This window comes from Acinetobacter sp. LipI_23 (genome assembly GCF_058243045.1).
This window is the reverse complement of record NZ_JBZAYJ010000001.1, coordinates 1,868,704-1,886,662: the sequence shown is the minus strand read 5'-3', so window position 1 is coordinate 1,886,662 and position 17,959 is coordinate 1,868,704. Positions and strand designations below refer to the sequence as shown.

Annotated in this window: 15 protein-coding genes; 7 read left to right on the top strand and 8 right to left on the bottom strand. The window is 41.8% G+C overall.

What is annotated here, in order from left to right:
• Window positions 1-99: 99 nt before the first annotated feature.
• A complete protein-coding gene (exaC, locus tag AC4CVD_RS09280) occupies window positions 100-1,611 on the bottom strand; it encodes an acetaldehyde dehydrogenase ExaC (RefSeq protein WP_078388662.1) in 1,512 nt (503 codons plus the stop codon).
• 198 nt (window positions 1,612-1,809) lie between these two features.
• On the opposite strand from exaC, the gene AC4CVD_RS09275 reads away from it, so the two are divergent.
• The gene (locus AC4CVD_RS09275) at window positions 1,810-2,985 is read left to right on the top strand and encodes a helix-turn-helix domain-containing protein (protein ID WP_005401132.1); all 1,176 of its coding nucleotides are present in this window, start codon (window positions 1,810-1,812) and stop codon (window positions 2,983-2,985) included.
• Between the two features lie 29 nt (window positions 2,986-3,014).
• Here AC4CVD_RS09275 and AC4CVD_RS09270 read toward each other — a convergent pair whose 3' ends face one another.
• Both AC4CVD_RS09270 and mdh read right to left on the bottom strand, forming a co-directional pair.
• Complete coding sequence (locus AC4CVD_RS09270) at window positions 3,015-3,986, bottom strand: alpha/beta hydrolase (RefSeq protein ID WP_490737927.1); 972 nt, start codon at window positions 3,984-3,986, stop codon at window positions 3,015-3,017.
• Between the two features lie 192 nt (window positions 3,987-4,178).
• On the bottom strand, window positions 4,179-5,390 hold the full coding sequence (gene mdh, locus AC4CVD_RS09265; protein ID WP_279740925.1) for an iron-dependent methanol dehydrogenase: 1,212 nt from the start codon (window positions 5,388-5,390) through the stop codon (window positions 4,179-4,181).
• Between the two features lie 239 nt (window positions 5,391-5,629).
• Here mdh and AC4CVD_RS09260 point away from each other — a divergent pair, with 239 nt between their 5' ends.
• From AC4CVD_RS09260 to AC4CVD_RS09250, 3 genes are all read left to right on the top strand, one after another.
• The gene (locus tag AC4CVD_RS09260) at window positions 5,630-7,594 is read left to right on the top strand and encodes a hypothetical protein (protein WP_490752962.1); all 1,965 of its coding nucleotides are present in this window, start codon (window positions 5,630-5,632) and stop codon (window positions 7,592-7,594) included.
• A 128-nt stretch (window positions 7,595-7,722) separates the two neighbouring features.
• Window positions 7,723-9,438, top strand: a complete 1,716-nt coding sequence (locus AC4CVD_RS09255; RefSeq protein WP_176537542.1) for an AAA family ATPase — start codon at window positions 7,723-7,725, stop codon at window positions 9,436-9,438.
• A 101-nt stretch (window positions 9,439-9,539) separates the two neighbouring features.
• Entirely contained in the window at window positions 9,540-10,523 is a 984-nt protein-coding gene (locus AC4CVD_RS09250; RefSeq protein WP_490752960.1) for an ion transporter, read from the top strand.
• Window positions 10,524-10,735: 212 nt separating this feature from the next.
• Here the strand turns inward: AC4CVD_RS09250 and AC4CVD_RS09245 are convergent, their stop codons facing one another.
• Together AC4CVD_RS09245 and AC4CVD_RS09240 are read right to left on the bottom strand one after the other, a co-directional pair.
• Window positions 10,736-11,956 (bottom strand): MFS transporter, encoded by a 1,221-nt coding sequence (locus tag AC4CVD_RS09245; RefSeq protein WP_490752958.1) that lies wholly within the window; start codon window positions 11,954-11,956, stop codon window positions 10,736-10,738.
• Between the two features lie 235 nt (window positions 11,957-12,191).
• Window positions 12,192-12,650, bottom strand: a complete 459-nt coding sequence (locus tag AC4CVD_RS09240) for a DUF441 domain-containing protein (protein ID WP_004696797.1) — start codon at window positions 12,648-12,650, stop codon at window positions 12,192-12,194.
• Window positions 12,651-12,785: 135 nt separating this feature from the next.
• Here AC4CVD_RS09240 and AC4CVD_RS09235 point away from each other — a divergent pair, with 135 nt between their 5' ends.
• The gene (locus tag AC4CVD_RS09235) at window positions 12,786-13,520 is read left to right on the top strand and encodes a pseudouridine synthase (RefSeq protein ID WP_490752957.1); all 735 of its coding nucleotides are present in this window, start codon (window positions 12,786-12,788) and stop codon (window positions 13,518-13,520) included.
• Window positions 13,521-13,530: 10 nt separating this feature from the next.
• On the opposite strand, the gene AC4CVD_RS09230 is transcribed toward AC4CVD_RS09235, so the two are convergent.
• From AC4CVD_RS09230 to AC4CVD_RS09220, 3 genes are all read right to left on the bottom strand, one after another.
• A complete protein-coding gene (locus AC4CVD_RS09230; protein ID WP_490752955.1) occupies window positions 13,531-13,971 on the bottom strand; it encodes a GNAT family N-acetyltransferase in 441 nt (146 codons plus the stop codon).
• Between the two features lie 93 nt (window positions 13,972-14,064).
• Window positions 14,065-14,400: a type II toxin-antitoxin system RelB/DinJ family antitoxin gene (locus AC4CVD_RS09225; protein WP_004984882.1), complete on the bottom strand. Its 336-nt coding sequence runs from the start codon at window positions 14,398-14,400 to the stop codon at window positions 14,065-14,067.
• A 112-nt stretch (window positions 14,401-14,512) separates the two neighbouring features.
• Window positions 14,513-15,427, bottom strand: a complete 915-nt coding sequence (locus tag AC4CVD_RS09220; protein WP_490752953.1) for a pseudouridine synthase — start codon at window positions 15,425-15,427, stop codon at window positions 14,513-14,515.
• A gap of 121 nt (window positions 15,428-15,548) precedes the next feature.
• Here AC4CVD_RS09220 and tsaE point away from each other — a divergent pair, with 121 nt between their 5' ends.
• Window positions 15,549-16,025 carry a tRNA (adenosine(37)-N6)-threonylcarbamoyltransferase complex ATPase subunit type 1 TsaE gene (tsaE, locus tag AC4CVD_RS09215; RefSeq protein WP_125274223.1) on the top strand — a complete coding sequence of 159 codons (477 nt, stop codon included), beginning with the start codon at window positions 15,549-15,551 and terminating at the stop codon, window positions 16,023-16,025.
• Window positions 16,018-17,958 (top strand): DNA mismatch repair endonuclease MutL, encoded by a 1,941-nt coding sequence (mutL, locus tag AC4CVD_RS09210; RefSeq protein WP_490752951.1) that lies wholly within the window; start codon window positions 16,018-16,020, stop codon window positions 17,956-17,958. Before tsaE ends, mutL begins: the two co-directional genes overlap by 8 nt.
• The last annotated feature ends 1 nt before the right edge of the window (window position 17,959 follow it).

Below are 17,959 nucleotides of genomic sequence, written 5' to 3'. Positions count from 1 at the left end.
TGATGTTTGATGTTTGATGTTTGATGTTTGATGGAGAAATGTTTAGGGTAACGAATCACCCTAAACACATAGAGAACTGTATACGAATAAGCTAAGTGCTTAGAAGAAGCCCATAGGCTTGGTTGCATAGCTCACAAGTAAGTTTTTAGTTTGTTGATAATGTTCTAACATCATCTTGTGGTTTTCACGACCAATCCCTGACTTTTTATAGCCACCGAAAGCGGCATGTGCAGGGTAGATGTGGTAACAGTTGGTCCAAACGCGACCCGATTGAATTGCACGACCTGCGCGGTAAGAGGTATGTGCTGAACGTGACCATACACCAGCGCCTAAACCATAAATAGTGTCGTTGGCAATTTTAATTGCATCGTCAAAGTCTTTGAATGTTGCCACTGAAAGTACAGGCCCAAAAATTTCTTCTTGGAAAATTTTCATGTCATTGGTGCCTTTGAAAATGGTTGGTTCAATATAGAAACCAGAACCCACTTCATTACGCTCACTACCACCTGTTAGTACTTGTGCACCTTCACCGCGACCTGTTGCGATACAACCCAAGATTTTCTCTTGTTGTTCCAGTGAAGCTTGCGCACCAATCATCGTTTCTGTATCGAGCGGATGACCCGTTTTAATGCGTTTTACACGTTCAACTGCCATTTCAAGGAATTTATCCGCAATGCTTTCTTGAACTAAAGCGCGCGATGGGCACGTACAGATTTCACCTTGGTTAAGCGCAAACATAGCAAAGCCTTCGAGTGCTTTGTCTAGGTAGTCGTCATCTTGCGCCATAACATCTTCAAAGAAAATATTTGGAGATTTACCACCAAGCTCCAAAGTCACTGGAATGATGTTTTCAGTGGCGTATTGCATGATCAATTGACCGACCTGAGTCGAACCTGTGAATGCAATTTTGGCAATACGTGGATTGGTTGCCAATGGGCGACCAACTTCTACGCCGTAACCATTGACTACGTTTAGTACGCCTGCAGGCAATAAATCTTGAATGAGTTCAATTAAAACCAAAATGCTCGCAGGGGTTTGTTCTGCAGGTTTAAGTACAATACAGTTACCCGCAGCCAAAGCAGGAGCAATTTTCCATGTTGCCATCAAAATTGGGAAGTTCCATGGAATGATTTGTCCTACCACGCCTAATGGTTCGTGGAAGTGATAGGCAATGGTATCTTCATCAATTTCAGAAATGCCACCTTCTTGCGCACGGATACAACCTGCGAAATAGCGGAAATGGTCAATGGCTAAAGGAATGTCCGCTGCAAGTGTTTCACGAATCGGTTTACCGTTATCCCATGTTTCAGCCACAGCCAATTTTTCTAGATTTTGTTCTAGACGATCTGCAATTTTAAGGAGTAAATTTGAACGTGTAGTAGGAGAAGATTTGTTCCATTGTTCTTTGGCTTTATGCGCAGCATCCAGTGCAAGTTCGATGTCTTCTACAGATGAGCGAGGGACTTTTGTAAAAACTTTACCGTCGACAGGAGAGATATTTTCAAAGTATTCACCTTTTACTGGAGCAACCCACTCGCCACCAATAAAGTTGTCATACTGTGCTTTAAATTCTACTTTAGAACCAGATTGGTTAGGGTCTACATAGCGCATATTGAAGTTCCTTTGCTTATTGATTTTTTAAAAGCATCTACAGCTTTGGTATAAGGTACATCTGTACAATATTTAAGTAGCATAACTAATATAAGGTTGGAAAAAGGTTGGAAGGAAGGAGGTTTACACGGCTTTGACAAATGTTTACAACCAAGTAATACAGTGGACGTATATCAGGAATTGTTTTGAGTATAAGGAATGATGGCAATGCAACATTTAATACAGAAAAGACAAGAAATAGAAAAGCTAAGAACCAGTAGCAGTATTTCGACGGTACAAGCTGAACAATTGGGAAAAAGTATTGCAAGTTCATGGCAGCGCTCTAACTCCGCAGAAATTCCAAAAGATCGCTTTGCTGCGCCCATTTCTGAGGGTTCCATGTCACAAGGTTCAGCGTTGCAACATGCTTTGAGTTATTGCGCAGATGAACTGAGACATATTGCACAACAGTCGTCTATGGTGGTGGCTGTAGGCGATATTGGTAGTACCATTATTTGGAGTGCATCTAGCAGACAAATGCGTAATGCGGCAGAAAGTGTACATTTTGTTGAAGGCGGGCAGTGGCGAGAGGAATTGGTGGGGACCAATGCATTGGCCTTATCCTTAAAAACCCAACAATCCAGTTGTGTCTTTTCAAATGAACACTATATGAGCTCCATTCATGATTGGGTCTGTTATGCGGCGCCGATCATTGACCCTTACTCAAAACACGTCCTTGGGGTAATTGATTTATCCACCACATGGAAAAACCACAATAGCCTTGGTCTACTCGCAGCAGAGCGCTGTGCATCTATCATCCAAACGGCACTCTTAGAATATCAGCGTCAACAGTTGTATATCCGTGCTTTTGGTGTTCCACAAGTACATTTCAATGGCAAAGTGATGGTCCTCACACCGCGACAAATTGAAATTTTGACCATCTTGGCGCTGTGCCCACAGGGCATGACGTTAGATACTTTGCATCAGGCCTTATATGGTGAGCGCAAGGTGAGTGTGGGAACACTTAAGGCCGAAATGTCACAATTGCGTGACTTGCTTGGTGGTATGTTGGGATCTCGTCCCTATCGGATTTTGGCGCATATTGAGGCCGATTTTTTACAAGCTGAGCAAGCCTTAGATGCTGCATATATTGAGACCGCATTAAAACTTTGTTCAGGGGTTTTACTGCCTAAAACAGAAAGTCCATTTCTATGTGCATGGCGCGACTGCTTGGAGTCACGTTTAAGCAGTGCGATTTTTAAAGCCAATGAAACCGATATGTTGTTTAAACATGTCGCACGTTACCCAGAGGCGATTGATGCTGTTGAGCGACTCATTGAGCTGACACCGAATGGACATCCTGCGCATCAGCTACTTGAGAAATATAAAATTTAAAAATTATGAATTGTGTTGGAAAGGTGTAGTTACACTATTTTTTGCTCGAGCCACTGGAACAGCTCAGCATAAACTTCAGCACGAACTTCAGGTGCAGAGAGGACTAAGTCGTGTAAACCATTTTGAATGGTCACGACACTGACGTCACCTTGTAAATTTTTAGCCTGCTTTTCAATGTCTTTAACATCTAAAATCACATCACTGGTTTGCGCGGCTACGCCCCATTTCTTTGGGTTAAGCGTTTGATGTGAATGCATGATGAGTGCAGGGACGGAGAGCTTCAAACCACCACGATGAATTTCTTTCTGTGCTTCATGGATTGCACGTACAAAGCTGATCCGAACCATAGAATAGCGTGGTTGTTTCCACTTCAAATCAAAGTTCCATTCACCATGCTCATTTTGATGTAGGCTCGGTACATACCATTTATTCAGTTCACTTGGAAACTTGAGGTCAGGAAAATGCTTTGCGAGTCGACTGAGCTGCGGCACGCCAAGTTTGCGCTTAATGGGATGCATATTAAAATCATAAAAAGGGCTATTGGCCCAAAGTGCTTTGATCAGCGGATGCTTAGGATTGTGCGCAGCGTATAAAGTCGTGATTAAGCCACCGGTAGAGTGTCCTGCAAGCAGCACCGCAGTATGGCCTTCATTGCCAATGGTCTCTAAGGCTTGGGTAATCTCAGCATCATATTCGTTGAGATCACGGACGTTATAATATTTTTGATGGCTCAAGTGAGAACGACCATATTTTCTTAAATCGAGCGCATAAAAATCATAACCATGCTGATTAAATTGTTCAGCCATTTCGGTTTGGAAAAAGTAGTCAATAAAACCATGGATATACAGCACAGCTTTTTGAGTATTTTGCGGTGCTTTTTTGCGTACGAGGGTTGCGCATACAGCACCTTCATAATCGTCTGGAAAACTGAGTTTTAATTGTTCATAGCCTTCACCGAGGACATCAGTTGTATACGCAGGATGAGTCTGAGTTGCTGACATAATTTGCTCTGGTTGTTATTGTCATGAGTTTTCTTATCCTTGATGAAGTGCAAAACTTTGTCAACCACAAATAAAAAAAGACAATTTAAGTGCACAGGTAAGCAAGGATTAGGCTTACCTGAATGAAACAGTATGGACGTCTGTTTCATTTCACTTAAATTGTCAAAGCAAACAAAAAGTTAAGAAGAGAACTTAGACCGCTGCTTTAAAATCGACCACTGAAGCACTAGATGTGAGTGCAGCTTTGAAGATGTCGACCACTTGAGCATGGTTTGCTTTACGTGGGTTCGTCAGCATGCAGGCATCTTTTTGCGCATTTTCAGACATAACACCCAAATCTTGCTCTTTCACACCCAGTTCAGACAAGCTCGATGGAATACCAATCGATGCAGATAGTTCACGAATTGCGTCAATGGCAGCATATCCAGCTTCTGTCACAGTTAAACCTGTGGTGTTAACTCCCATCAGTTCAGCAATTCGTGCATAACGGTCAGGGCAGGCAATTAAGTTGAACTCACAGACGTGTGGAAGTAGGACTGCATTACATACGCCGTGAGGTAGGTTATAGAAGCCGCCGAGTTGATGTGCCATTGCATGGACATAACCTAGAGATGCATTATTAAATGCCATACCTGCTAAATATTGTGCATAACTCATGGCATCACGTGCTTCTAAGTTTTCGCCGTTCGCAACTGCTGGACTTAACCATTCGCTAATCATTGAAATAGCTTTTTCAGCACAGGCATCAGTGATTGGGTTTGCGGCTGTTGAAACATAAGCTTCTACTGCATGGGTTAAAGCATCCATACCTGTTGCTGCTGTTAAGCTTGCAGGTTTTGCAATCATCAGTTTAGGGTCATCAATTGCAATTAGTGGAGTGCAGCGCCAGTCTACAATTGCCATTTTTACATGGGTATCTGTATTGGTAATAATACAGAAGCGTGTCATTTCTGACGCTGTACCTGCCGTGGTGTTGATGGCAATAAGAGGGGTCATTGGAACCGTACTTTTATCGATCCCTTCGTAGTCACGAATATGACCGCCGCCCGCAGTCACAAGTCCAATACCTTTAGCGCAGTCATGCGAAGAACCACCACCTAAGGACACAATAAAGTCACAACCTTGTTCGTTATACGCAGTCACGCCGTTGTGGACATTGATGTCAGTTGGGTTCGGTTCTGCACCTGGGAAGATGTGGCTATCAACACCTGCATCTTTGAGATATCCTGCAATGGTGTCGGCTACGCCAAATTTAAATAAACCTGCGTCGGTTACAATCAGTGCTTTCTTTGCACCGAGGTTTTGTGCTTTACCACCAATTTCTTTGGCACAGCCTGGGCCAAAAAGTGAAACACAAGGGATATAAAAACCGTTCGTTTGATCTGCAATATTTTTAAAAGCCATGGTGCGATTCCTTCTACCATTATTTATGTTGTTATCGGTGCTCATTACCGTTTTTAGAGTATTGAATGATTCCAAAAACTTGTGTACCTACCAAATACCTACCATGAGTAAGGGAATGAGGAAAAATGGCTTCACCGAACAAAATGGCTATCGATAAAAGGCATAGCCTGTGGTTCAGGATTTGTTTATATTGGTTTTGAAGTTGTGGTGAAAATAGCCAAATTCAAAGAGGGCCAGCCGTGGAGAAAAACGATAAGCTTAAGCAATATCAAAGTCTTGCTATACAGTTAAGACAAGTTGTTCCGAGTATTCAGCAGCTTTATCACGAGCAATTCGCTTTTCTTTCCACACTCAATGTGCAAAACGTTTTAAGTGTCGATGCAAAACAACAACGGATTCAAATTTTAAATCATTGTTTTCATATTCAGTTTTATACACCGACGGAACAGGCGGAGCTGTGTGTTCCACAGTTTATCTATCAAGGGCACTATGCAGAAGCGCTCGAAGAATTTTGTTTACACGACATTGTGTTTTTAGTGGGTGATCAGTCCCCACAACATTCTTTGTATTTGCGCAATAAAGTTAAACAGCTGCGTCAGCTGATTCTTCAACAAGTGTTTGTTTTGTTCGATGGACCGAGTCGCGTGCACATGATTTTGCCTGAAATACGGGAAACACAATCAGAACTCTTTCAACAGTTATGCCAGCAAGTTGAATTCAATACAGCTGATCCAGCTTCTGAGCGAAGTTTGCTGGCCGAGTTGCAGCGCTTATGTAACTTAGATGCAGATCAGGCGGAAGATATTTTACCGCTACAGTCTTTGATGAGTAGTTATGACGAGCTGTGTTGTAGTGCTAGTCAACTCTTAGATCCGTATGTTTATCGCATTGTACAAACGGCATTTCCTGAACGGTTTTCTTTACAAGAGTTGGTGGATCATACGCATGACATTCACTTGTTATATCCGCATGCTAAAGAGCAGCCCAATATGCTTGGCTTTGTGCGGCTTATGCATCGGGATCTTTGGACATCGCGTGATTTGTTGGCAAAGCGCCATTTTTTAAAAACTGAGGCCAAGACATGGCAAAAGAAGGTTGCCAAACTCCCAATTTTTGATGAAAGCCGTACCGTAAATTGGCTATTCAAACAAAAAGCAGTGGTGACAGACTGGGTTAGTCAAAATATTCAGCATAGTAGTATACGCGTTGCCGTAACGGCTTTAAGTTATCTCGATACACAGTCTTATCATCCCGAAATTATTGTCATGACCCTAAAGTACTTCCAACATGTGGCGGCTCGCTTATTTATACAAAGTTGCTATGAGTATGCCTTACAACAGCATTGGTTTGAGCTGGAGGCTAACCAGCATGTGGTCTTAAAAAATAGACGCCAAGATATGGATGATCAGCGGATAGCGATCAGTCCGTCTATTTTGTATTTAGATGAATGGCTCGAACTGCTGCGCCGTGTGGTCGAACAACAGCCCGAATGGGGGAAACGGGTCTACACAAAATTGAGTCGTGTAATGCAGGCCTATATTCAGCATCTAGATAAAATTGCGCAGACACTTCCTGAAGACTTAGTGGTTTATTTTAGCGAAGATAAGCAACAACACCGTGATTTTTATCTTCAGTTAAAGCAACATAAAATGCATATTGAAAGCTTTCGACAGTTGTTTTATTTAAATCGGCCTCCTTTACGAGTTTCGGTGTTTGATGCCTATGTGCGCGATTATTTGCCTGAACATTTTGAGACGCAAAAGGAGGTTTTAAAAAATGTCACATGGAAGAGCCTATTTCATCAGGCTGTGCAGTGGCATGATCAATTGCATAGCCAAGAGTTACTCGCTGAACTGAAACGAAAGCTTGGTTGTGTCTCATGGCAACCGATCAGTCATGAAGCTTATTATTTTATTGAGAGTTGGGTGCTTGAGGAGCTCAAAGATATTGATCGCATCATTGCTGAGTCACGTCGCTTTCAACATTGTTTAGCAGCCAGTTTTGCTGAGCGAATCATTGTACGTGAATATGCTGCATTTCATATGAGTCATACCGACGCACAGCGGCACTTGACGCTCGGTTGTCACTATATTGCAGGACAACTGTTATTTGATCAGCTTGAATATCCAAATAACCAAAAAGCACTACCCGATGATGTTGTCGTCGCTGAACAATTCATTGCCATGCTGAATCAAACCGAATAACCAAACCCTTAAAAATTAAACAACAATGGACCTAATTTGTCGCACATCATTTACTGTGTGACGAGATCTGCTTAACTTTTTTGCAAAAACTCGGTAGGCTATAGCCGTTCATCAATGGTATAGGTCTTATGAAGCAAGAAACTGCACTCAAACTCTTAAAAGCGGGCGAAAATGTCTTTTTAACCGGTTCCGCTGGTGCAGGAAAAACCTATACGCTGAACCAATATATTAACTATTTAAAAGCTCGTAAAGTGCCTGTGGCGATTACCGCTTCTACAGGTATTGCCGCGACGCATATGAATGGTATGACTATTCATACTTGGGCTGGCATTGGAATTAAAGATGCGTTGGGGGAAGATGAACTCAAACGCATGAAAGAACGTAAATACTTAAAAGAGCATTTAGAAAATGCCCAAGTCTTAATCATTGATGAAATTTCGATGCTACATGCCAAGCAACTCAATTTGGTCAATAAAGTCCTTAAGTTCTTTAAAGAAAGTGAAGAGCCATTTGGCGGGATTCAAGTGATTGTTGCAGGTGATTTCTTCCAGTTACCGCCAGTTGGTAAAAATGAAGAGCGCAACCGCGATAAATTCTGTTTTATGTCTGATGCTTGGGTCGAAGCCAAGTTTCGTGTGTGCTATTTGACCGAGCAGCACCGTCAGGGCAATGATTATCTCAATGATATTCTAAATGCTATTCGCAGTCAGAGTATTAACTCTGAGCACTTGCAGGCTTTACAAGCCACACGTCAGCAAGATATTGGGGAAATCTTTACACGTTTATATACGCATAATATGGATGTGGACACCATCAATTTCAAACATTTGAATGAAATTGAAAATGAAGGTCGCCAGTTTGAAGCGGTGTGTGATGGCAATGACAAGCTTATTGAAACCTTAAAGTCTTCTGTGCGTGCACCTGAAAACCTAACCCTCAAGAAAAATGCCAAAGTGATGTTTGTAAAGAACAACTTCGATGTGGGCTATATCAACGGTAGCTTAGGCGAAGTAGTGGGCTTTGAAGAAGATGATGACTTTGGGATCTTGCCGAAGGTCAAACTGACTGATGGTACGGTACTGGTGGTTGAGCCTGAAACTTGGTCAGTGGACAATGATGCAGGCAAAACCATTGCCAGTTTTCAGCAAATTCCATTGCGTTTGGCATGGGCTATCACTATTCACAAGTCACAAGGGATGACTTTAGCGGCAGCAGAAATTAATCTTAGTCATACTTTTGAAAAAGGACAGGGCTATGTGGCTTTGTCGCGCTTAAAGACTTTGGAAGGTTTAAGGTTGTTAGGTTTTAATGAACAAGCGTTGGAGTTAGATAGTCTTGCCATTAAGGCAGACCGCCGCTTCCAAGAACTGTCCGATGAAGCCGAAACACATTTTGAGGCCATTGATCTTGAGCCACAGCACAAGGCCTTTATCCGTCACTGTGGCGGAACGCTCAATGAAATTGAGATTGAGCGAAATGAAAAGAAAATTGCTCGTAATGCAGGTAAAGCCAACTATGCGTCTGCAACACTCGATGAAACACGTGAATTGTTTGAAGGTGGTTATGAAATTGCAGATATCGCACAAGAGCGCGGTTTGACGGCTGCAACTATTATCAACCATTTGGCAAAGTTGCATAAAGAGCAGGGCTTAGATATTTCCGTGGCGCATCCTGGAGAAGAAGTGGTAGAGCAAGTGCGGAAAATTTATAAACGCTTAATGAAGCGTCAGCAAACAGAACACTTTAGTGAAGATGGTGCGATTAAGCTTCGTCCGATTGTAGAGTTAACCAATCCGCGTATGGGTTATGACCAAGTACGCTTGGCTTTACTCTATATTGAATAATGCCGCCGCAGTTGTACGATTCGTACCGAAATTTCTTACTTACTTTGCTGTTAAGTTCGGTTAAACTGAATTTTAAGGGATAAGAATAACTTAGAATCGTAATGAAATTGACAGCTTGGTACACGCTACGCAAATTTGTTTATAACAATTTACATAATGAAGACTATGAGACACCCTTAAGCCGAGGGCTGAACTATTTCCTCATTGTACTGATTATGAGTAATGCTGCTGCTGTGCTGTTGGAGTCGGTACAGAAGTACTATGTGTTGTATCAAGACTTTTTTTATTATTTTGAAATCTTCTCGATCATCGTTTTTACGATTGAATATCTCTTACGTTTTTGGTCAGTTGCTGAAGCTAATAGTTTTGAGTCGGATTGGAAAAACCGCCTAAATTGGGTCAAAAGTGGTGGAGCGATTATCGACCTTTTGGCTATTCTACCTGCGTATTTAAACTTCTTTGTTCAGTTCGACTTACGATTCTTAAGAATTGTTCGTTTGCTTCGACTTCTCAAGCTCACCCGCTATTTTGTCTCTCTACAAATTTTATTACGTGTCATTGAGCGTGAAAAAGGCTCATTTCAAGCGGTTATTTTCATCTTAATGATTATGATCATTATGGCGGCTGCGGGGGTATATTTGATTGAAAGTCAGGCACAACCTGAAGTTTTTAGCTCTATTCCAGCTTCAATGTGGTGGGCCGTAGTCACACTGACCACCGTCGGTTATGGTGATGTGACACCTATTACGCCGTTAGGACGCTTTCTTGGAGCGATTATTACCATCTTAGGTGTAGGTTTGGCCGCATTACCTGCGGGTATTTTGGCGAATGGTTTGGCCAATGAACTTGAGCAGCGTAAAGAAAAACTTGAACTTAGATTTCGAGAATTAATCCAAAATAGCGATATTGATTTTGTCTTAGAGACAGAAAAAATTGAAGAAGTTCGTAAAGAAGTTGGGCTGACCAAAGAGCAAACACACGATATTATTTTACAGCTCATTCGTGAACAAAAAGAAGAGTCTTTAAGGCAAGAGCGTGAAGAATATGCCTATTGTCCACACTGCGGGAAGAAACTACCTGAATGATTATGCCAGTCAGTTAAGGAGTTTCGTATTTAACTTCTTAATGCGGATGACGTTATCGCGTATCGAATAAAACCTAGAATTTAAAAAAATGCCAGTAAGATTCTTAACGGCTTGATATTAATCTAAATGATGGATTGTAAAAGCGTGCATAACAATACGATTGAATTTTTATGCACGCTTATTGTTTTTAGATAAAAGTCATTTATAGGGGGTTAACAAGTCTGGTTTGCATCGCTTTTACATGCTGATATCGACTTTTTCTCATGCTGAAAAGCCAACAATAAAATCATCAGCCCACCCAAACTTAGTAAAACTCCGACCCAGATTGGAGCTAACCAACCAAAACCTTGGCTAATTAACCAGCCGCCCAGGAAGGCACCGAAAGCATTGGCAATATTAAATGCAGAATGATTCAGCGAAGCTGCTAAGCCTTGTGCATTACCAGCGACATCCATTAAGCGGGTTTGTAGTAAAGGCCCCAAGCCTGCAATACTGAAGCTGACCAAGAAGAGTGCAATAAAAGCAGCGGCAAGGTGATCCATAGATAGGGCACAAAGCACATAAGAGCAGGCATTGGAAACTAAGACCCAAATAATCGCCTTGTTTAAGTTTTTATCGGCAAAGTGTCCTGCGACAACACCGCCGACGACCAACCCGAGCCCAATACATGCCAGTGCAAACGGAATGACTTGAATGCTAGCATGAGTATATTCAGTCAAAATAGGCGATACATAACTATATACAGAGAATAGTCCACCAAATCCAATTGCACCGACAGCAAGCGTGATCCACATTTGTGTATTTTTAAGTCCACGTAGTTCATTTTGAATGCTGGCTGTGTGATCCAGTTGCATTTTAGGTAGGCCAAAACAAATCGCGACCACGGTCAAAAATGCGATAGATGCAGAAAACTCAAAACCTGCACGCCAACCATACAGCTGACCCAGCCATGTCGCAAAAGGCACACCAATCACGGTCGCGACATTCAGACCCATCATGAGCATGGCGACCGCCGAAGCGCGCTTTTGTTTTCCTGCAAACTCTGCAACCACCAAAGCGGCAATACCAAAGTAAGCGCCGTGAGGGAAACCTGCAATAAAACGTGAGACCAACATAGACTCATAGCTGTTTGCGAGTGCTGTACTGGCATTGGCGATACCATAAAACAGCATGAGGCCAATTAAGAGCGTTTTACGCGGAACCTTTGCGGCCAAAATGGCAATCACAGGCGCGCCTATAGTCACACCTAAAGCGTAGGCACTAATGAAATGCCCTGTGACAGGAATACTGAGCTTGAAACTTTGTGAGATCTCTTGGATGAGTCCCATCGCAACGAACTCAGTAGTCCCAATACAAAAACCACCGAGTGCCAATGCCAAAATAATGACAGATAAGTGGCTTGTTGGAGAGATGCTATTTTCTTGAGAGCACATAAATAGAGGAGTAAATGAAAAGTATTATACGTTCTTTATCACATGAAAATTTGGTTGTTCAAAAAAGTTATAAGTGAACTAAGCAATCGTAATATTCATATGAACTCTGAAGATTCTGTACGATGAATATTTATTCATAGCGCTATATTGAGTGGACATTCTATAAAAGAAGTCAAATTTAAAGGTAGCAAATACAGATTAATTCGACCTAGCTTGAGAATTTGGATTTGTTAGGCTATGGCTGTCCTGTACCAATGATTAGGGTAAGTAAACCAGCCGCAATGAGTGGGCCAACTGGAACGCCACGCAGTAAAGCTACCCCTGCAACGGTTCCAACCAGTAAGCCTGCAACAACATCGGGTTGGTTTGACATCAGTTTTACGCCGCGCCCACCTAGCCATGCAACCAAAACACCAATGGCGATAGCAAGTAACGATTTAACACTTAAAAAAGATTTAAAAATACTTTCACCGCTAATTCTGCCACTTGCAATAGGCACTAAAACTGCAATGGTTAAAATGATGATACCGATATTTAATCCATGTTGTTGAATTAGTGGAAAGTATTCACTCAGTGGTGTCATCCGCAAAATAATGAGTACTGCAGCAGCAATGGTTACCGCAGAGTTGTGACTGAAAATACCACAAGCCAGTAGGATTAGGAGGACGATCAGATTCAAATCTAAGTTCGGCATAGGGGAGAGACTGGTCAAAAAAACATGTGCATTGTAACGTTTTTTTAGCCGCTCTGCTGAATGATCCGAGTCCTTTGATTGATGTTCCTGTATTTCAGTATAAAATGAGCCTTTATTTAAAAATGTGGTGTGCTGATGCTGTTGGAAAAAATGTTGCAGTCGCAAGGATTTGGTTCGCGAAAGCATTGCCAACAGTTGATTAAAAATGCAGTCATTGAAATTGATGGGAAGATCATTACTGACCCTAAACATAAACTCAAATTGGATGCGCTGCACTACAAGGTACACGGCAAGAGCTTTGAATACCGTGAAAAAGTCTATATCGCCTTAAATAAACCTCAAGGCTATGAATGTTCACATCAGGCGACACATCATTTTAGTGTTTTTGATTTGTTTGACGATGTGCTCTTAAATCGTGGTATTCAGTGTGTAGGTCGTCTAGATCAAGACACCACAGGTTTATTGTTACTCACCGATGATGGTCAGTTTTTACAAGCGATGACACACCCTAAAAAGCATGTGGCAAAGGTGTATCGCATGCAAACGGCCGACCCTGTTACAGATGAACAAATTCAACAGCTGGAGCAAGGAGTGGAGCTGCGAAATGAAAAAGGAAGTTTTGCTGCAACAGATGTAAAACGCTTAGCTGAATGTGAACTGCAAATGACTGTGCATCAGGGGGTGTATCATCAAGTGAAACGTATGCTTGCGGCAGTGGGAAATAAAGTTGAGAGTTTGCATCGTCAGCAAATTGGAGCGCTCGACTTAACGGGGATACCAGATTTAGTCGAGGGACGTTGGATCTATTTAAATGCTGAACAAGTGGCTTTAGCCAAGACACGCAATGTTCTTGAGAGTGAAGGTCTTTAGACGCTGAATGCTATAGAAAGCAATGATAGGTCTTAAACTCATTATCCGCTACAAAGCCCATGGCTTCATATAAGCTGTGGGATTGATAATTATTTTTTTGCGTTTCAAGCGTAATACGAATGGCTTTTTCGTGTCGCGCAAACAAAATAGCGGTATCGATCAATTGTTTTGCTGAGCCATGGCGACGATGCGGTGGAGAAACATAAACATCATCTAAAATATAATAAGTTGCACAGGCCACAGAAGAGAAACCTAAATACAGCAGCACAAAACCTGTAATCACATCGTCTTTGACATGAATGAAGATGACGCTTTGTTCGTTTTCAAGGCGAAGTTTAAGGAACTTTTGGGAAAGCGCTAAGTTGGACGATGCACCATAAAATTGGCGATATTCATCAAATAATACAGCAAGTTTTTCTAAGTCTTTTAAAGTGGCACGTCTAACGATCATGTATTACTCCATGCTGTATTTATAGTGTTTACATGAAGCATACCTAAGTTTTGAAAGGGATATTTCTAAAATTTGTTTAGAAATGCAACACTGTTAAGTTTTGTCACTTTCTCCCAAGATTGCAGCTAATTCCTCAAAAAGATCAATATGTTCATCATCTGCAAATAAATCATTGGTTGCTGTTGAGTCTGCACTAGTGATGTGTTCAACCGCTTTTTGTTCTTGCTTGAGTTTACGTAGTTTAATCAGTTGTTCAATATTGATGTTCTGGTTTTCGATTGAGAAAGGGATGGATTTGGTTAAAACCACTTGTTTGAAGAACAAACGAACGGCTTGCGCAGGCGTAATTCCCAGTTGTTTAAACACTGCAAAAGCTTGTTTCTTTTCTTGGGAATCGAGTCGAATTTGATAGACTTCTGTTTTTCTCATGATTTTTTAAATAATTTGAACGACTTAAGGGTAGAAGTTATTTTAATCAATTTCATTGTAATTTCAATATTCATACAATGGAATTTTAAATTATTTTGTAATGACAAGCAGATTACAATGTCAATTCAGAATTGGAGCTAAACTGCATAAGCTGTTGAGTTATTGGGTCTTTAAATGAAAGATGCTTAGCTAAGAGTTGTAAAGGCTGGCTAAAATCATCGTCGGCTTTATGTACAACTTTAGGATAGAACGGATCATTTCTAATCGGGAGACCTAAGAAGTTGAGGTGTACACGGAGTTGATGTTGCTTCCCTGTCTTGGGTTTAAGCTCATATTTTGCCCCTGTTGCATCATGCTCTAAAAGCAAGATCTCGGTTTCACTGTTCGGTGCTTTGTATAGGACTTGCATGGTGTAGAACGGTTCACCTTTTTGCATATGCAACTTTACAGTATGTGGAAAGCTGAGTTTGCGATGAAAAGGAGCAATTGCATGGTAGGTTTTTTGAACCTGTCGATCTGCAAACATCTGCTGATACATCCCTCGACTGTGAATGCATTTGGAAAACATCACTAAGCCAGCGGTTTCACGGTCAAGGCGGTGGATGGGCGTTAAATGCTCAATGCCTGTTTGTTTTTTCAGGCGCACCAATAGGGTTTGTTGAACATATTGCCCCGTTGGACTGATGGTCAAAAAGTGCGGCTTATCCACCACTAAGAAATGATCATTTTCAAATAAAATGCCGTGTTGAAATGGAACTTCAATTTCATGCGCTAAAAAGCGGTAATAAAACACATGCTGATTTTCAAGATATGCCGAATCTTTATGGAGTACATTACCTACAGCGTCATAGACCAAGCCATCATGAAAGCGTTGCTGCCACTCAGTTGCTTCAATATGCGGAAATTGGTCAGATAAATAAGCCAATACGGTGTGCGGTGCTGGCTCTAATGTAGGCAGAAACACTTTACTTGCGCTCACGCCATTGAGCATGGGTGGGCAAAATTCAGCAGTTTTTATGTTGAGCATGATGTACAGGCAATATCTAATCGGTTGGCGCAGTTAAATACGAGATTTCAAGCTTGTGGCTTGGGCATTTTGTGAGTCCAGTGCTATCATAATTGTTCTTTTGTCACTTGTCGTGAGTATTATGCAGTATTCATTTAATTTAACGCTCAATAATGAACAAGATACCCAAAATTTAGCGCAAATTTTGGCACAGCATTTTACGACGGGTGTAGTGTATTTAATTGGGGATTTGGGGGCAGGTAAAACTACCTTAACGCGTCATTATTTACAGCATTTAGGCCATCAGGGTTCCGTAAAAAGCCCAACCTATACCTTAGTTGAGCCATATCAAGTTAAAGGGCGTGATATTTTCCATTTTGACTTGTATCGTTTAAACGATCCGTATGAACTGGAGCTAATGGGCATTCGTGACTATTTGGAAACGCCCAATGCACTATTTTTGTTTGAATGGCCGTCTAAAGGGGGCGATGAAATCCCTCAGGCAGACTTAATTATTGATATTCAAAAATCGGAAGATGAACTGACACGGTCTGCTACCTTAAGTTTCCATTCAGTAGCATTATTACAAGCTTTAGAGAGCCAACTAAACAATGCGTGATGATTTAAAGATACGCCGTATTCATACTTTGAATCCTGCTTTGGCCAATCAAATTGCAGCAGGTGAAGTCATTGAGCGTCCAGCGTCTGTGGTCAAAGAGTTACTTGAAAACTCGATTGATGCAGGTGCGACAGAGCTGATTATTCGGGTAGAGCAAGGCGGCAGTACTTTAATTGAAATCATGGACAATGGTCGAGGGATTCACGCTGAAGACCTCCCTTTGGCGGTGATGCGACATGCGACCAGTAAAATCCAAACCGCTGAAGATTTACATGCAATTGTCAGTTTAGGCTTTCGCGGAGAGGCATTGGCTTCTATTGCAGCGGTGTCGCGTTTAACCTTGACCAGTAGTCAAGCGGATGATGGAATTGGTTATCAAGTTGAAGTCAATGGAACTGCATTTGACCATCAAGAGATTCAGGTTGTAGCTGCACCGAAAGGTACGCATATTCGGGTACAAGATTTATTTTTTAATGTGCCTGCGCGTCGAAAATTTCTCAAAAAACCTGGCACAGAGTTTGGTCATATTGAGGAAATCGTCCGACGTTTAGCGCTGACGCATTTCGATATTCGTTTTGTGCTTGAACATAATCAAAACATCAAATTGAACTTGCCGATTGCAGACAGTGGTGAGCTACGTTTTCAGCGTGTACAGCAGTTGCTAGGGCGCGCATTTACTGAAAATGCTTATTGGATGGATGCAGATAGCATCAACATGCGTTTAACAGGTTGGTTGGGACATCCCTCCGATGCGCGGGCTCAGGCTGACTTACAGTATGTTTATGTGAATGGTCGAATTGTTAAAGATAAAACCATCTCTCATGCGCTGCGTATGGCTTATGATGGTATTTTGCATGGACATCAGCATGCGGGTTATTTACTTTTTCTGGAAGTAGACCCTGAAAATATTGATGTCAATGTACATCCGACTAAACATGAAATTCGCTTTTTAAATCAACGTGAAGTACATGAATTTGTACGTCATTATGCCAAAGAGACTTTATCGCAGTTTCAAACGGCAACCGCAGATTTATCTGATGCAATGAAGATTGCAGAGAATCAAGCTTCGATGTCTGTGCAGCCTCGTTATCAAGAGCCTTTGCAGTTGCATCGTCGTGTTGAGTCTACACAAACTGGTGAGCAAGCCCCATCGGATGTGCTCACTGACTTTAGTTCAAATCAACCGCAAGGTGTCCATTATTCGGTGCAACCTTCACGCTATCAGGGCTCACAACAGCTCAATAATGCCTTACAAAGCTATTTAGCACCTCTACGTGATACATCATCTGCTGTTGATCAAGCTCAGTCTTTGGCTGATTTTACAGTGCAAAGCCCAAAAGTCGATGAACATCCGTTGGGAATTGCAATTGCACAATTGCATGGTATTTATGTGCTGGCTCAAAATACAGAAGGGCTGATTATTGTTGATATGCATGCAGCGCATGAGCGTATTCTGCTACAGCAAATGAAGTCAGCGTGGGATAAACCAGAGTTTTGGACTTCTCAGCAGTTACTTATTCCCAAAGTGATTAATATCACGCGAATGCAAGCTACACGCGTGGAAGAGCTCAAAGATCAATTGGCGCGTTTAGGTCTTGAAATTGATCAATATGGCGATGAGCAGGTCATTGTTCGTGGTGTGCCTGCGATTTTACATAAAGCCAATTTTGAGGCGCTGGTACCTGAATTACTGAACGATTTGGATCCAAATGATGAAGCGCAGGGCTTACTGCAAAAGCGTGATCAAATTTTAGCGGGTATGGCCTGTCATGGTGCTGTTCGCGCGCATCGCATTTTAGGTCTTTCTGAAATGAATGCTTTGCTTCGTCAAATGGAACAAACTGAATTTGCCAGCCAATGTAACCATGGTCGCCCAACCTGGCGTGCGTTTCCATTGGCTCAACTAGATAAGCTTTTTGCTCGAGGAGAGTAAT

Bases quoted from the DNA above. Each gene is read 5' to 3' on its own strand.
- exaC (WP_078388662.1), bottom strand. From the start codon at position 1,611: ATGCGCTATGTAGACCCTAACCAATCTGGTTCTAAAGTAGAATTTAAA.
- AC4CVD_RS09275 (WP_005401132.1), top strand. From the start codon at position 1,810: ATGATGGCAATGCAACATTTAATACAGAAAAGACAAGAAATAGAAAAG.
- AC4CVD_RS09270 (WP_490737927.1), bottom strand. From the start codon at position 3,986: ATGTCAGCAACTCAGACTCATCCTGCGTATACAACTGATGTCCTCGGT.
- mdh (WP_279740925.1), bottom strand. From the start codon at position 5,390: ATGGCTTTTAAAAATATTGCAGATCAAACGAACGGTTTTTATATCCCT.
- AC4CVD_RS09255 (WP_176537542.1), top strand. From the start codon at position 7,723: ATGAAGCAAGAAACTGCACTCAAACTCTTAAAAGCGGGCGAAAATGTC.
- AC4CVD_RS09250 (WP_490752960.1), top strand. From the start codon at position 9,540: ATGAAATTGACAGCTTGGTACACGCTACGCAAATTTGTTTATAACAAT.
- AC4CVD_RS09245 (WP_490752958.1), bottom strand. From the start codon at position 11,956: ATGTGCTCTCAAGAAAATAGCATCTCTCCAACAAGCCACTTATCTGTC.
- AC4CVD_RS09240 (WP_004696797.1), bottom strand. From the start codon at position 12,650: ATGCCGAACTTAGATTTGAATCTGATCGTCCTCCTAATCCTACTGGCT.
- AC4CVD_RS09235 (WP_490752957.1), top strand. From the start codon at position 12,786: ATGCTGTTGGAAAAAATGTTGCAGTCGCAAGGATTTGGTTCGCGAAAG.
- AC4CVD_RS09230 (WP_490752955.1), bottom strand. From the start codon at position 13,971: ATGATCGTTAGACGTGCCACTTTAAAAGACTTAGAAAAACTTGCTGTA.
- AC4CVD_RS09225 (WP_004984882.1), bottom strand. From the start codon at position 14,400: ATGAGAAAAACAGAAGTCTATCAAATTCGACTCGATTCCCAAGAAAAG.
- AC4CVD_RS09220 (WP_490752953.1), bottom strand. From the start codon at position 15,427: ATGCTCAACATAAAAACTGCTGAATTTTGCCCACCCATGCTCAATGGC.
- tsaE (WP_125274223.1), top strand. From the start codon at position 15,549: ATGCAGTATTCATTTAATTTAACGCTCAATAATGAACAAGATACCCAA.
- mutL (WP_490752951.1), top strand. From the start codon at position 16,018: ATGCGTGATGATTTAAAGATACGCCGTATTCATACTTTGAATCCTGCT.